This is a genomic window from Maribacter sp., from assembly GCF_016744255.1.
Classification (GTDB): Bacteria; Bacteroidota; Bacteroidia; order Flavobacteriales; family Flavobacteriaceae; genus Maribacter_B.
Genome location: NZ_JADGES010000085.1, coordinates 1 through 14,976, shown reverse-complemented (window position 1 = coordinate 14,976; position 14,976 = coordinate 1). Strand labels below are relative to the sequence as shown.

Genomic DNA, 14,976 nt, shown 5'->3' with positions numbered 1-14,976 from the left:
TCGTATGGAGGATAGGATTCATTTAAAGATACTAAGGTTACATTCGCAGAATTAGGCATTCTAATCACTTTCTTAACCAATACGGCATCTTGTAATACCACGACATATATTTTATTAGGATTTACATCTTCAATATTTTCTGTGGCTTTTGCCAAAACCCATTCACCAGGTTTTAAATTGGGAAGCATACTATCGCCTTCCACTTGAAAACCTCTATAGGTGGCATTTCTAAACTCAGGCAACGGCAAATCGAATGCAGGTAGCTCTTTATACCAACTGGTATCCTCAATATTTTGCGGATATCCTGCCGCAGCCTTTGCATTTACCAAAACCATATTATCATTCTCTGCAGAGTCTACAGTAACTACTTTTGGAATTACACTAGTGGAAGAAGTTTCTAAATACTGTTGGGAACTTTCCCCAAACAACCACAATGGGTTTATTTTGTACTGTTTTAGAAGCTCAACTACTACTTTCCCTGATAGTTTTGTTCTCCCTCTTTCAATATCCGCAGTAGTGTTAGACACCCCTATTTGTTTAGCAAACTCAGATTGGGTAAACCCCAATTCCCTCCTTACATCGGTAAATCGCTTTAAAATAGCATCGTTTTCCATATATCAAATATACACAATTAGGATTATTTCCTAAAAAATATTTGGATTATTTCCATAATTAGGAATTATTCCATATTTTTGAATTAATTACAAAAGGTAGAAATTATGATTTTTGAAGAAATACACTCCAAAATATACGCTATAGCTACGATAAAAGATGAAGATGCCTTTATGAAGGTTATTCCTAGAAAGAAAAAAAGGAATAATATATTTGGAGATATTCCAAAAAATAGCACTTCTAATCCAAATAAAGAGATTCTAAACATAAATGCAATACAGTTATCCTTATTCAACTAATCATGGAAGAAACTAAGACATTAATTTACGACGGAAGTTTTAATGGTTTTTTAACTGCAATTTTCTTTGCCTTTGAAGAGAACGCCAATAGTATTATAATTCAGAAAAATAGTAATAAATCCAACGGTTTATTTTCAAACACCTGCATTATTTTTACCGACATGAAGAAAGCTCAAGATGTTTGGCAAACAATACAGAGTAAAAATAATGCAGCAATTAAAAACATTTATTTTGCATTTCTTAGTGAAAATAAAAATATAGAAAACCAACTCTTTCTATATATAAAAAATTTATTCAATCCTTATATAGCATCACAGATTGGCTATTCTATTTCCATGCAAATTAATCTAGAAAATTTTGCCCAAACTGTGTCAAGAGAAAAAAAATATTTAGAAAAAACTATAGAATTTAAATCCGCTAAAGATGGTATTTACTATGCTAATATAGCTCCAGAAAACGATATTTTACCACTTCTTTCTAAGTACTTTCGCTTAAAAAACAACAATGAATCTTGGTTAATTTTTGATGTAAAAAGAAACTATGGAATCTATTATAATCTGTTTGGAATTGAGGTTATATCCATAGACACGAGCCAAATATCAAATTACAAAACCAATACTTCTACCTCTACAAACAAAGGGGTAAATCAAAAAATAACTATATTAAATAAATACTTTCAGTTAAATAATATAAATACACTGGTGTTAAATAAATTACACACTAGTAACTTGTGCAATAGTTTAAGTATAAAAAATACTAAAAGGGTTGCTATTTAACCTGTCTATTATTTACTTTTATCACCTACAAAATGATCTGTCTTATTACTAAAAAGAACATTAAATGTGGTTAAGCTGCCATAAATTCTAGTGATGTATTGTTGCAAATCTATCTTCTCTTGGTCTTCTAAATTTTTGCTAGCGTTTATTTTCTGTTCCATAACTCTAATTCTGTCTCTAACCATAACTATTTTATGAAAAAAAGTGTCTATCGGAATTTCTTTATTAGAAAGATTAGCATCGCCAGGTTGCAATACTAAATTTCCATTTTTCCATTTATCTGCTATTGGTGTCACAGAAGAAGTATCACTCCATTTGCGTAAAATTGAAACCAAAGATTGTTCTACATCAGAAAAACTAATGGTATCTACCTCCCCTTCTACAGCCTCTATGACATCAAAATCAGCCTCTAAAGAAATAGTTTCTAGTCCCGCTTCTATAAATGTCACCCAATATAAAGTAGAAGTAACATTGGTTACTACTCCTTTTCCGTATTCACTATGGCTTATCCTTGATCCTGTTCCTAAAATTTTCATCCTTTATATGCGTATTTAAATTAAAAAGCGAATTTAAAACTATACAAGGAATTAACAAAAATCTAAATTAAAGCCCCTTCTCTATTAATTGCCAAAACAGTAACTTTACAACTTTGCCATAAAAATGATAAAATACGAGGAAAATATTGAGGTTAAAGGTGCTAGAGTACATAACCTTAAAAATATTGATGTTACTATACCAAGAGAGAAGCTTGTGGTTATTACTGGATTATCTGGTAGTGGCAAGTCTTCTTTGGCTTTTGACACTATATATGCGGAGGGACAACGTAGATACATAGAAACGTTTTCTGCATATGCGCGTCAATTCTTAGGAGGCCTAGAACGCCCCGATGTAGATAAAATTGACGGCCTATCTCCCGTTATTGCTATTGAACAAAAAACAACCTCTAAATCGCCCCGTTCTACTGTAGGTACAATTACAGAAGTATATGATTTTTTACGCCTTCTTTTTGCCAGAGCTGGTGATGCATATAGTTATGAGACCGGAGAAAAAATGGTTAGCTATAGCGACACCCAAATTAAGGAATTAATTAAAACGGATTATTCCGATAAAAAAATATCGATTTTAGCCCCTGTTATTAAGTCTAGAAAAGGGCATTACCGGGAGCTTTTTGAACAAATTGCCAAACAAGGTTTTGTAAAAGTACGTGTAGATGGCGAAATAAAAGATATTGTAAAGGGCATGAAAGTGGACCGCTACAAAACCCACGATATAGAAATAGTAGTGGACCGCTTAAAAATCAACGATACTACCGATTTAGACAAAAGACTTACAGAAACAATTAACACCGCGATGTATAGCGGAGAAAACGTCCTAATGGTCATCGAAGAAGGGCAAACGGAGCCACGCTATTTCAGTAGAGATTTAATGTGCCCTACTTCCGGGATTTCATACCCCTCACCAGAACCAAATACATTCTCTTTTAATTCCCCTAAAGGAATGTGCAAAAATTGTAGTGGCCTTGGACATGTATTTGAGGTTAATGAAAATAAAATATTTCCGGATAAAAAAATCTCTATAAAAGCGGGCGGTATTGCTCCTCTTGGTCCGTATAAAAATTCTTGGGCTTTTAAACAAATAGACACTATAGCCCAACGCTATAATTTTGAAATTACAGATGCTATAAACAAACTACCTGCCGATGCTTTAGAAATTCTTTTGCATGGTGGCAAAGAAAGTTTTGAAATAGAATCTAAAACATTAGGTGTAAAAAGAAACTATAAAATAGATTACGAAGGGATTGCTAATTTTATTAAAAGCCAATTTAACGACGCAGAATCCACCTCAATAAAAAGATGGGCTAAGGAATATATGGATCAAATTGAATGTCCAACATGCCAAGGTTCCCGATTACGTAGAGAATCGTTGAATTTTAAGATAAACGAAAAAAACATATCAGAACTTTCTAATTTAGACATTTCTGATTTAGCTAAATTTTTTAAAGGATTAGCAAAAAAATTAGAAGCTAACCAACTAATAATAGCAGAAGAGATTATTAAAGAAATTAAAACAAGAGTACAATTTCTTTTGGATGTTGGCTTAGACTATCTTTCTCTAAACAGAAGCTCCAAATCTCTTTCTGGTGGCGAAGCACAAAGAATACGCTTAGCAACCCAAATTGGCTCGCAATTGGTTGGTGTTTTATACATCCTAGATGAGCCAAGCATTGGATTACACCAAAGAGATAATGTTCGCTTAATTAAATCTTTAGAAGCCTTAAGAGATTTAGGGAATTCCGTAATTGTAGTGGAGCATGACAGAGACATGATTGAAAGAGCCGACCATGTTATTGACATTGGACCTAAAGCTGGTAAACATGGAGGAGAAATAATTTCTGAAGGAACGCCAGCCGAATTAAAAAACCACAGCACACTTACTGCGGATTATATCACTGGTAAAATTGAAATTGCCGTTCCTAAAAAACGCAGAAAAGGTACTGGTAAAAAAATACAACTTAAAGGTTGTACTGGGAATAACCTAAAAAATGTAGATGTAGAATTTCCATTAGGTAAAATGATTGGCATAACTGGTGTTTCGGGCAGTGGAAAATCGACCCTTATTAACGAGACTTTATACCCCATTATGAATGCCCATTATTTTAATGGTGTAAAAGTTCCTATGCCCTATAAAAAAATTACCGGTTTAGAACATATTGATAAGGTTATAGACATAAACCAATCTCCTATAGGCAGAACACCGCGATCCAACCCCGCAACATACACGGGCGTTTTTAGCGAAATACGCTCTTTGTTTACCAAAACCCCAGAAGCTGCCATACGAGGATACAAACCGGGTAGATTTAGTTTTAATGTAAAAGGAGGACGCTGTGAAACCTGCCAAGGTGGTGGACTTAAGGTTATTGAAATGAATTTTCTGCCAGATATTTACGTAGAATGCGAAACTTGCAACGGTAAACGTTTTAATAGAGAAACACTGGAAATTCGATACAAAGGAAAATCCATAGCAGATGTTTTAGAAATGACTATTGATGAGAGCGTAGAATTCTTTGCATTAATACCTAAAATATATCGCAAATTAAAAACGATACAAGATGTTGGCTTAGGGTATATTTCCTTAGGGCAACAATCCACCACATTATCTGGCGGTGAAGCTCAGCGAATAAAACTCGCTACGGAACTCTCTAAAAGAGATACAGGAAACACTTTTTACATACTAGACGAACCCACTACAGGACTTCATTTTGAAGACATAAGAGTTTTAATGGACGTTTTAAACAAATTGGCAGATAAAGGGAATACCGTATTAGTAATTGAACACAATTTAGATGTTATTAAAATGGTAGATTATATTATAGATATTGGATACGAAGGCGGTAGAAATGGCGGCATGGTTGTAGCTAAAGGAACACCAGAACAAGTTTGTAAAGATAAAAAAAGCTACACGGCTAAATTTTTAAGAAAAGAATTAGGTTTATAAACCGTTATAAAATAATAAATACTATTAACAGTTAAGAATACATGAGAAAAGAACAACACCCTAAAGGCTGGAACGAAATTAAAACGAATGACTCTTGGGCTCTTTTTAAGATAATGGGCGAGTTTGTAAATGGTTTTGAAAAAATGAGTAAAATAGGCCCATGCATATCTATTTTTGGATCTGCAAGAACCAAAGAAAATAACGAATACTATCAATTGGCAATACGTATTGCTAAAAGCATTGCAGATGCGGGTTATGGTGTTATTACTGGTGGCGGACCCGGAATTATGGAGGCTGGTAATAAAGGTGCTCACTTAGCAGGAGGAACTTCTGTTGGATTAAATATAGATTTACCATTTGAACAACATGACAATCCGTATATTGATAATGACAAAAGTTTAGATTTCGATTATTTCTTTGTTCGCAAAGTAATGTTTGTAAAGTATTCTCAAGGATTTGTGGTTATGCCAGGTGGTTTTGGTACATTAGATGAACTCTTTGAGGCTATAACACTTATTCAAACTAACAAAATAGAAAAATTCCCAATTATTCTTGTTGGAAGCAAATTTTGGACTGGTTTAATCGACTGGGTAAAAAACACTATGTTAACTGAAGGTAATATTAGCGCTAAAGACCTAGATTTAATACAAATCGTAGACACAGAAGATGAAGTTGTTTCTATTATTGATTTGTTCTATAAAGGACGCTCACTAAGTCCTAATTTTTAATATATACTATTGTACACACCCCCTAACCTTAAAAAAGAATTCTGCATTATTTATTGCATACTTGGTATGTGTTTTGCCTATGGGCAACACACAAATACCATTACTGCAAACTTAAATGAAGAAACCAAAGAATTGCATATTCAGCAAGAGTTTGTCTACACAAACAACTCTAACTACTCTTTAGGTTATTTATATTTTAATGATTGGGCACATGCTTATTCGAATAAAAATACAGGTTTAGCAAAACGTTTTGCAGAGGAATTTAAAAAAAGTCTTCACTTAGCAAAAGATGATGAGCGCGGTTATACTGAAATATTAAGCGCGGTTGATGATGAATATCGAGGACTCCAATGGGAAAGAGAAAAAAGTGCAGACATCTTAAAATTTAAGCTGAACACCCGTCTTCTTCCGAATGAATCTGTAAAACTATTCATCACTTACAAAGTAAAATTACCCCTGAATAAATTTACTCCGTATGGATTTAGTAACAAAGGAGATTATTATTTAAAAGACTGGTATTTAACGCCTTCTGTATACAATGGTAAATGGCATTTATATTCCAACAAAAATCTAGAAGATCTATATACAGACGTTACAAAAACAACCGTAAACTTTAATTATCCAGACAGCTTATATTTAGCCACAAATTACCATGTACTAGGAAATTCTGAATTTCCAACGGGACAACTAGCACAACTTAAAGGCTCTAAGCAAAAAAGTTGCGAAATACTTTTAAACCCAAACAAGAGATTCACTACTCACGTAACACCATACATGACAGTTGTAACAGATATCGAAGCTCCAAAATACAACACTATTACTCAAGGTATCTCTATAAATAATGTAGCTAAATTTATTCATGAAAATTTAGGAAAATATCCACATTCACAGTTACTGGTAAGTCAAATTGACTATAACAAAAGTCCTCTATACGGCATAAACCAATTACCTTCTTTTATTCGCCCATACGAAGAGCAGTTTCAGTTTGAGATGAAATTCTTAAAAACAGCTTTAAATAGTATTTTAAAGGAGACCATTTTTCTTGACCCAAGAAAGGACCAATGGGTAAACCAAGCAATAGCAAACTATTTATTAATATCGTATGTAGAACAACACTATCCTGACCAAAAATTATTAGGAAAATTATCTAGAATTTGGGGTATCCGCAGTTTTAATTTAGCTAAAATGGATTTTAATGATCAGTATCCATTTTTATATAACTTAACGGCTAGAAAAAACCTAGACCAAGCCCTAACTACTCCGAATGATTCTTTAATTAAGTTTAATCAGAAAATCGCAAATAAATACAAAGCAGGACAAGGGCTAACCTACTTAGGGGAATATATTGGAAAAGAAAAAATTGACCAGAGTATAAAAACCTTTTACAAGTACTACCAAAGTAATACAGCTAAAGTTTTAGATTTTGAATCTATCTTAAAACGATCCACCAATACAGATATCAATTGGTTTTTTAATGAATATGTCTCTACCGACCGTAGAATAGATTTTAAAATTAAAAAGGTAAAAAGGAAAGGAGATTCTCTTGCTATTACTTTAAAAAATAAGGAAGGAACCAATGTGCCCATTTCTGTATTTGGACTTAAAAAAGATTCTGTGGTTTCCAAATACTGGTTTAAAGATATTAAAGAAGAAAAAACTTTTATTATTCCAAAAAAAGGAGAAGACCGATTGGTATTAAATTATGATAAAAAAATACCCGAATTTAACCAAAGAGATAATTGGAAATCCTTAAAAGGTTTTTTTGCTGGAAATAAGAAACTAAAATTTCAATTTTTTAAGGATGCAGAAAACCCATATTATAATCAAATTTTCTATGTCCCAATAATTAGTTTTAATATATATGATGGATGGGCTCCAGGAATGCGCTTATACAATAAGACTCTTCTAAAGAAACCATTTGTATATGATTTTGCTCCGTCCTACTCCTTTAGAGAAAAGGCATTTGTTGGGTATGGTAGGGTTTCTTATCAAAAACACTTAAGTAAAAGCGGCTTATATGTTGCTAATTACTCCCTAAGAGGTTCTAGTTTTCATTTTCAGGAAAATTCCAGATATTCTACTATAACTCCTGCCCTAAGTTTTGGTTGGAAACCAGATAACTTAAGATCAAATAAAAGAGAATTTTTAAGTTTTAGATATGTTAATGTTTTTAGAAACAAGAATGAAAGTTTAGGAGATTTTAAAACCCCTCCCGATTATAGTGTTCTAAATGCACGCTACATAAATTCTAATAACGGCATTATTGATTATTCTTCATGGTTCATAGACGCCCAACATTCGAGCGACTTTTCTAAATTAGTATTCGAATGGGAGTATCGAAAATTGTTTCAGAACAACAGACAATTTAATCTTAGATTCTTTGCTGGTAAGTTTTTAAGAAATAAAACCACAAATTATAGTAACCCTAACTTCTATAGTTTTGCTTTAGACAGACCTACAGATTATTTATTCGATTATAGCTACTTAGGGCGTTCCGAAGACTCTGGTCTATACAGCCAGCAAATAGTTATTGCCGAAGGAGGGTTTAAATCCATGCTACAAAACCCGTATGCTAATGATTGGATGGCGACCATGAATACTAGTATTAATTTATGGCGATGGATAGAAGTGTATGGCGACGCTGGTTTAATGAAAAATAAAGGACTAAATGAGCGCTTTGTCTATGATGCCGGAGTACGCCTTAATTTAGTAACCGATTACTTTGAATTATACCTACCTGTTTATTCTAATAATGGCTGGGAAATATCGCAACCAAACTATGAAGAAAGAATTCGGTTTATTGTTACCGTAAGTCCCAAAACACTTATTGGGCTATTTACAAGAAAATGGTTCTAATATTTAATTATTCGTAAAATAAAACACCTTTAATGTTATTTTTATATATTTCCACTATTCAATTACGCATTTTCCTAACAATTATATAATAAATTTGTTTTCAAATACGTTGTTTTAGTCTTAATGTTTCGGTATTTTTGTAAAAATCGTGATTACATATGGATATATCTGCTAAAACAAGTAACGACATCTCTTTTCAAGATTTTAGAGCACAAATTTTACAAGATTATGAAACGGCTTTTTTAAGTAGAACATGTAGCTTAATTGGCAGAAAAGAAGTGCTTACAGGAAAAGCAAAATTCGGAATTTTTGGCGACGGTAAAGAGCTTCCTCAACTAGCTATGGCCAGATCTTTTAAGGATGGTGATTTTAGAAGTGGTTATTATAGAGACCAAACTTTTATGATGGCTTTAGGCCTTCTAAATCCAAAAGATTTTTTCCATGCGCTTTATGCAACTACAGACATAGAAAAAGAACCAATGAGTGCCGGAAGACAAATGGGAGGACATTTTCTTACCCATAGCTTAAATGAAGATGGCTCTTGGAAAAACTTAACAGAACAAAAAAATAGTAGCGGAGACATTTCATGTACCGCAGGTCAAATGCCGAGATTACTAGGTTTAGCTCAAGCATCTAAGATATATAGAAATGTAAAAGGAATAGATACTAGTAAATTTTCTAAGGACGGAAATGAAGTCGCTTGGGGTACTATTGGTAACGCCAGTACAAGTGAAGGTATGTTTTTTGAAACCATCAATGCCGCTGGAGTTTTACAAGTACCTATGGTAATCAGTGTGTGGGATGACGAATATGGCATCTCTGTACCAGCAAAACACCATACAACCAAAGAAGATATCTCTAAAATTCTTAGTGGCTTTCAAAGAACTAATGAAGATAAAGGTTTTGAACTCCTTAAAGTTAAAGGGTGGGATTATACTGCCTTAATGCATGCTTATGAAAATGCATCGGATATCGCAAGAGCAGAGCATGTACCAGTCCTTATTCATGTAACCGAACTAACACAACCACAAGGGCATTCCTCCTCTGGCTCACATGAAAGATACAAAAGCGAAGAACGCCTAGAATGGGAAAGACAAAATGATTGCAATAAACGTTTTAAAGAATGGATATTAGAATCTGGTATTGCTTCAGAAGAAGAATTAGCCGCTTTAGAAAAAGCAACAAAAAGAACCGTTAGCCTAGCAAAAAAAGAAGCCTGGGCAGAACACTTAACTACACATATTAAAGCGAAAAGGGAATTAATAACTCTCTTAGAAAAAGTGGCCATCAAAAGTCATAACAAAGTTTTTATTACTAAAATAAAAAATGACCTCATTGCAATTGAGGAACCTATAAAGAAAGATTTAGCAACTAGCGCAAGAAAAACTTTACGTTACTTACTTGGGGAACAAATGCCCGAGAAGCAAAGTTTAATCGAATGGACAAAGGCATACCTTAAAGACTCTCAAGACAAATTTAGCGCACATTTGTATAGCGAAAAAGACACCAAAGCTACTAATATTTCAGTAGTTAAGCCTGTATATGATGAAAACCCAAAATTAATAGATGGTAGAGTCATTTTAAGAGAAAATTTTGATGAACTCTTTAAAAATTACCCTGAGGCTCTCATATTTGGAGAAGACACTGGGAATATTGGAGATGTAAATCAAGGTCTAGAAGGGCTGCAAGAAAAGTATGGAGAACTACGTATAGCAGATACCGGTATACGAGAAACAACCATCATAGGGCAAGGTGTAGGAATGGCTTTAAGAGGCTTACGCCCTATTGCTGAAATTCAGTATTTAGATTACATTTTTTACGCCCTCCCAACATTAACAGACGATTTAGCCTGTATGTTATACAGAACTTTTGGAAAACAAAAAGCGCCTTTAATAGTAAGAACTAGAGGACATAGATTAGAAGGTATATGGCATTCTGGCTCCCAAATGGGAGGACTAATACACCTTTTAAGAGGAATGTATATTCTTACACCCAGAAACATGACGCAAGCTGCTGGTTTTTACAATACATTAATGAAAAGTGACGAGCCTGCTCTAGTAATTGAAAGCTTAAATGGTTACAGACTAAAAGAGCCTAAACCTAATAATTTAGGAGAATTTTGCGTTCCTATTGGCGTTGTAGAAACAGTTAAAAAAGGAACAGATATAACACTACTTTCTTATGGTTCTACTTTGCGAATTGTACAACAAGCTGCCAAAGAACTTATCGAGGTTGGTATCGATGCAGAAGTTATTGATGCGCAAACGTTATTACCTTTTGATATTAACCATGATGTAGTAAAAAGCCTTAAAAAAACAAACAGATTATTAATTATTGATGAAGATGTTCCTGGCGGATGCTCTGCTTATTTGTTAGATGAAATAGTTAACAAACAAGACGGCTACAAGTATCTAGACAGTCAACCACTAACTTTATCTGGAAAATCGCACAGACCCGCATACGGAACAGATGGTGATTATTTTTCAAAACCAAACGCGGAAGATATTTTCGAAAAAGTATACGGCTTAATGCATGAAACTAACCCTACAGATTACCCAAAATTGATGTAATACTTACGCTTTACATCAATTTTGGGTAATCTTAAATAATCTTAACCAATAATTCTTTCAACAAATCGGATGGAGAAGCCGCATTTGCCCCTACTCCTTTTCCCTTTAAATCCATTTCTCGCAAGTGAGATATAATCTGACTCACTTTACGCATAGGATAGTTTTTTGCTGCAGTTTGGAATTCACCAACAAAATATGGGTTTATCCGTAATTTACTCGCCACGTTTTTCGGAGAATGATCCTTTAATCCATGATACTGCAAAAGCTGCGTAAAAAAAGAATTCAGTAACGTAATCGTTAAAATAAACGGATTGTCTTTTGGGTTTTGAGCAAAGTAATTAATTATCCTTGCTGCTTTTAAGACATTACGCTCTCCTATTGCTTTTTTAAGCTCAAAATTATTATAATCTTTACTTATCCCTATATGTTCTTCTATGTGCGCAGGGGTAATTTCAGTACTCTTAGGTAGTGCTAATTTTAATTTTTCTAGCTCATTACTTATTTTACTTAAATCCGTTCCTAGATAATCTACCAATAAAATTGCAGCCTTGTGCGAAATGGTGTAACCACTAGAACGAAGTACTTTGCGGAGCCAGTCCGAAACTTGATTTTCATATAATTTTTTACTTTCAAAAATTACACCCTGCTTCTTTACTTCTTTATAAAGATTCTTTCTTTTATCTAACTTCTTATATTTATAGCACACCACTAAAACTGTAGTATTCTGCGGATTTTTCACATAATTAACAAGCTGTTCAATAGTCCTAGACAAATGCTGTGCCTCTTTAACAATAACTACTTGGTATGGAGCCATCATAGGATATCGCTTAGCATTACTAACAATATCATCTACCCCAACATCCTTACCATAAAGAACCATTTGGTTAAAACCTCTTTCCTCTTCCGCAAGTACATTTTTCTCAATATACTCCGATATTCTATCAATATAATAAGGCTCTTCACCAAACAAAAAATAGATAGGTTTTATATTACCTGCTTTTATATCGGATACTATTTGTTTTACTTCATCCATTCAAAAAAAATCATCAAATTTGCGGCATGTTACCTTTAGAATTTAAGGAATATAAGTTCCGCTTCAAAAATAGCGAAAATAAGGTCCAAATTTTTGATGTCGTCCGTAAAAAATTTGTTCAACTACAACCCGAGGAATGGGTTCGTCAGCATGTAGTATGTTTTTTGATGGAAGAAAAAAACTACCCATTGAGTTTAATCAATGTAGAAAAGCAGCTGACCATCAATAAATTAAAAAGAAGATATGACATTGTTGTCTTTAATACAGACGGCAGTATTCATATTCTAGTAGAATGTAAAGCCCCTCAGATTAAGCTCACACAAAAAACTTTTGACCAAATAGCCAGATACAATTTACAACTCAACGCCAACTATCTTATGGTTACTAATGGATTAGAGCATTTATATTGCGAAATGGATTTTGAAAAAGAAAAATATACATTTTTGAGGCAAATTCCTGATTTTAGCCGTTAATTTGCATCGTTTTGAAAATAGCAATTGTAATACTTAACTGGAACGGAGAAGTGCTTTTAGAAAGGTACCTGCCTTCTGTTATGCAGCATTCAGATGGCGCAGAAATATATGTAGCCGATAATGCTTCTACAGATAATTCTATTACGTTTTTAAAAACGAACTACCCTACCGTAAAAATTATACAAAACTCTAGCAATGGAGGTTTTGCTAAAGGGTACAACGATGCTCTAAAGCATGTAAATGCAGATATTTATTGCCTACTAAATTCCGACGTAAAGGTTACCAAAGACTGGCTGACTCCTATAAAAAACGCTTTCAACACTTTACCACAAGCTTCTATAATACAACCTAAAATACTAGACGATATGCGCAAAGACTACTTTGAGTATGCAGGTGCTGCTGGTGGTTTTATTGACCAACTAGGATATCCTTTTTGTCGCGGCAGAATATTTCAGGCTCTAGAAAAAGATGAAGGACAGTACAATGATATTCAAGAAATTTTTTGGGCTACAGGTGCTTGTATGTTTATAAAAAGCTCCGTTTTCCATGAATTAAATGGATTCGATGAAGATTATTTTGCGCATCAAGAAGAAGTAGATTTATGTTGGAGAGCTAAAAACGTCGGCCACAAAGTTTTCTATGTAGGAACTTCTAAAGTATACCATCTAGGCGGTTCTACTTTAAGTAACATGAATCCCAAAAAAACATATTTAAATTTTAGAAACTCCCTGTTTTCTATTACTAAAAATCTACCAAGAAGAAAAGCTATTTTAATTATTTTAATTAGACTTCTATTAGATGCTATAGCCGGAGTACGGTTCCTTTTTCAATTAAAACCTGGTCATTGTTTTGCCATTATAAAAGCCCATTTTAGCTTTTACAAAAATTTTAGGAAGATGTACAAAAAGCGAGAAAAGAAAAATTTTATCGAAAAATACTATACTACGAAGTCCATAGTCTGGTCTCATTTCGTACATCAAATAGCTAAGTTTAACATTTTAGTAAAAAATTAACTAAAATACAGGGTTTAGCCATATCTAATTCCATAATTTTGATGGATAATTTAGTCCAATTAATACAATTTTAGAATATTTAAATATAAGTTTTAACACTATGAAAAAAGTCATTTTAGGATGTTTAGGAGTAACACTTTTGTTATCGTCATGCGTATCACAAAAAAAATATGCAGAATTAGAATCAAAAGCTAAAGAAACTCAAGATTTATTGAATTCTGCTACCGTTAAGTTAAACGATTGCTTAGAAGACAACGCAAAAATACAAACCTTAGAAGATCAAAACGCTTTCTTAAAAGCCAACAATCAAGAGTTGATAAACAATATGGGTAATTTAACTACCCTAACAACAAAAGGTGCAGAAAACTTAGAAAAGTCTTTAGAAAGCTTACAAGAAAAGGATTTAACTATTAGAAAGTTAAATAACGCAATCACTAGAAGAGATTCTGTAAACCTTTCCTTAGTACAAAGTTTAAAAGGTGTTTTAGGTAATTTAGATGATGAAGACATTGAAATTAGCGTAGAAAAAGGTGTTGTTTTTGTTTCTATATCTGATAAATTGCTATTCAGTAGTGGTAGTTATAACATTACCAAAAAAGCAAAAACTGTATTAGGAAAAGTTGCGCAAGTAGTAAACAACAAACCAGATTTTGAGTTTATGGTAGAAGGCCACACAGATGATGTTCCTTATAGAAAAGGTGGTATTTTACTTGATAACTGGGATTTAAGCACAAAACGTGCTACAGCAGTTGTTCGAATTTTACAGAATGATTATGGTGTAGATCCAAAAAGAATGACCGCAGCAGGTAGAGCTGAATATGTTCCTATATCTACTACAGAAAAATCTAGAAACAGAAGAACTAGAATTGTTGTTCTTCCTAAAATTGATCAGTTCTATAGCATGATCGAAGAAGGAATGAAAGATCCTGCAATTGGAGGAAAATAATTCTTTAAGTTATTAAAATAAAAAGCAGCCAATTGGCTGCTTTTTATTTTAATACAATTCTATAATAGTTGTTTTAAGTTGTTTTAAAAAATATCTAAACTCCCTTTTCCTTCTCTTATAATTTCTGGTTCTCCTTCGGATAAATTTATAATTGTAGAACCTATATTCCCTCCAT

Annotated in this window: 12 protein-coding genes and 1 pseudogene; 9 read left to right on the top strand and 4 right to left on the bottom strand. The window is 33.2% G+C overall.

From position 1 onward, the window contains the following. The coding region (locus QZZ51_RS12980) for a LexA family transcriptional regulator (protein WP_291870344.1) at positions 1-614 on the bottom strand (614 nt) is incomplete at its 3' end. Between the two features lie 105 nt (positions 615-719). Between QZZ51_RS12980 and QZZ51_RS12975 the strand changes: the two genes are divergently transcribed. Together QZZ51_RS12975 and QZZ51_RS12970 are read left to right on the top strand one after the other, a co-directional pair. Continuing rightward, a complete protein-coding gene (locus QZZ51_RS12975; RefSeq protein ID WP_291870342.1) occupies positions 720-911 on the top strand; it encodes a hypothetical protein in 192 nt (63 codons plus the stop codon). A 2-nt stretch (positions 912-913) separates the two neighbouring features. Next, positions 914-1,687, top strand: a complete 774-nt coding sequence (locus QZZ51_RS12970; protein WP_291870340.1) for a TIGR03915 family putative DNA repair protein — start codon at positions 914-916, stop codon at positions 1,685-1,687. Positions 1,688-1,695: 8 nt separating this feature from the next. On the opposite strand, the gene QZZ51_RS12965 is transcribed toward QZZ51_RS12970, so the two are convergent. Beyond that, a complete protein-coding gene (locus QZZ51_RS12965) occupies positions 1,696-2,223 on the bottom strand; it encodes a hypothetical protein (RefSeq protein WP_291870339.1) in 528 nt (175 codons plus the stop codon). A gap of 124 nt (positions 2,224-2,347) precedes the next feature. On the opposite strand from QZZ51_RS12965, the gene uvrA reads away from it, so the two are divergent. The 4 genes from uvrA (at position 2,348) to QZZ51_RS12945 (ending at position 11,336) form a co-directional block, all read left to right on the top strand. Further along, positions 2,348-5,182, top strand: a complete 2,835-nt coding sequence (uvrA, locus tag QZZ51_RS12960) for an excinuclease ABC subunit UvrA (RefSeq protein ID WP_291870336.1) — start codon at positions 2,348-2,350, stop codon at positions 5,180-5,182. 41 nt (positions 5,183-5,223) lie between these two features. After that, positions 5,224-5,910, top strand: a complete 687-nt coding sequence (locus QZZ51_RS12955) for a TIGR00730 family Rossman fold protein (RefSeq protein ID WP_291870335.1) — start codon at positions 5,224-5,226, stop codon at positions 5,908-5,910. Between the two features lie 66 nt (positions 5,911-5,976). Further along, positions 5,977-8,766 (top strand): metalloprotease, encoded by a 2,790-nt coding sequence (locus QZZ51_RS12950; protein ID WP_291870332.1) that lies wholly within the window; start codon positions 5,977-5,979, stop codon positions 8,764-8,766. 158 nt (positions 8,767-8,924) lie between these two features. After that, complete coding sequence (locus tag QZZ51_RS12945) at positions 8,925-11,336, top strand: alpha-ketoacid dehydrogenase subunit alpha/beta (protein WP_291870331.1); 2,412 nt, start codon at positions 8,925-8,927, stop codon at positions 11,334-11,336. A 31-nt stretch (positions 11,337-11,367) separates the two neighbouring features. On the opposite strand, the gene holA is transcribed toward QZZ51_RS12945, so the two are convergent. After that, positions 11,368-12,369 carry a DNA polymerase III subunit delta gene (gene holA, locus QZZ51_RS12940; protein ID WP_291870328.1) on the bottom strand — a complete coding sequence of 334 codons (1,002 nt, stop codon included), beginning with the start codon at positions 12,367-12,369 and terminating at the stop codon, positions 11,368-11,370. Positions 12,370-12,395: 26 nt separating this feature from the next. Here holA and QZZ51_RS12935 point away from each other — a divergent pair, with 26 nt between their 5' ends. The 3 genes from QZZ51_RS12935 to QZZ51_RS12925 all read left to right on the top strand — a co-directional run bounded on the left by QZZ51_RS12935 (position 12,396) and on the right by QZZ51_RS12925 (position 14,801). Then, entirely contained in the window at positions 12,396-12,842 is a 447-nt protein-coding gene (locus QZZ51_RS12935) for a type I restriction enzyme HsdR N-terminal domain-containing protein (protein WP_291870326.1), read from the top strand. 11 nt (positions 12,843-12,853) lie between these two features. Next, the gene (locus QZZ51_RS12930; RefSeq protein WP_291870324.1) at positions 12,854-13,855 is read left to right on the top strand and encodes a glycosyltransferase family 2 protein; all 1,002 of its coding nucleotides are present in this window, start codon (positions 12,854-12,856) and stop codon (positions 13,853-13,855) included. 100 nt (positions 13,856-13,955) lie between these two features. After that, entirely contained in the window at positions 13,956-14,801 is an 846-nt protein-coding gene (locus QZZ51_RS12925) for an OmpA family protein (RefSeq protein WP_291870322.1), read from the top strand. 83 nt (positions 14,802-14,884) lie between these two features. Here QZZ51_RS12925 and QZZ51_RS12920 read toward each other — a convergent pair. Next, a pseudogene (locus QZZ51_RS12920) lies at positions 14,885-14,976 on the bottom strand (threonylcarbamoyl-AMP synthase); the annotation flags it as partial.

What these genes read in the sequence shown, in the direction of transcription:
- QZZ51_RS12965 (WP_291870339.1), bottom strand. Translation starts at nt 2,223, where the DNA reads ATGAAAATTTTAGGAACAGGATCAAGGATAAGCCATAGTGAATACGGA.
- QZZ51_RS12975 (WP_291870342.1), top strand. Translation starts at nt 720, where the DNA reads ATGATTTTTGAAGAAATACACTCCAAAATATACGCTATAGCTACGATA.
- QZZ51_RS12955 (WP_291870335.1), top strand. Translation starts at nt 5,224, where the DNA reads ATGAGAAAAGAACAACACCCTAAAGGCTGGAACGAAATTAAAACGAAT.
- QZZ51_RS12945 (WP_291870331.1), top strand. Translation starts at nt 8,925, where the DNA reads ATGGATATATCTGCTAAAACAAGTAACGACATCTCTTTTCAAGATTTT.
- holA (WP_291870328.1), bottom strand. Translation starts at nt 12,369, where the DNA reads ATGGATGAAGTAAAACAAATAGTATCCGATATAAAAGCAGGTAATATA.
- QZZ51_RS12950 (WP_291870332.1), top strand. Translation starts at nt 5,977, where the DNA reads ATGTGTTTTGCCTATGGGCAACACACAAATACCATTACTGCAAACTTA.
- QZZ51_RS12970 (WP_291870340.1), top strand. Translation starts at nt 914, where the DNA reads ATGGAAGAAACTAAGACATTAATTTACGACGGAAGTTTTAATGGTTTT.
- QZZ51_RS12935 (WP_291870326.1), top strand. Translation starts at nt 12,396, where the DNA reads ATGTTACCTTTAGAATTTAAGGAATATAAGTTCCGCTTCAAAAATAGC.
- uvrA (WP_291870336.1), top strand. Translation starts at nt 2,348, where the DNA reads ATGATAAAATACGAGGAAAATATTGAGGTTAAAGGTGCTAGAGTACAT.
- QZZ51_RS12925 (WP_291870322.1), top strand. Translation starts at nt 13,956, where the DNA reads ATGAAAAAAGTCATTTTAGGATGTTTAGGAGTAACACTTTTGTTATCG.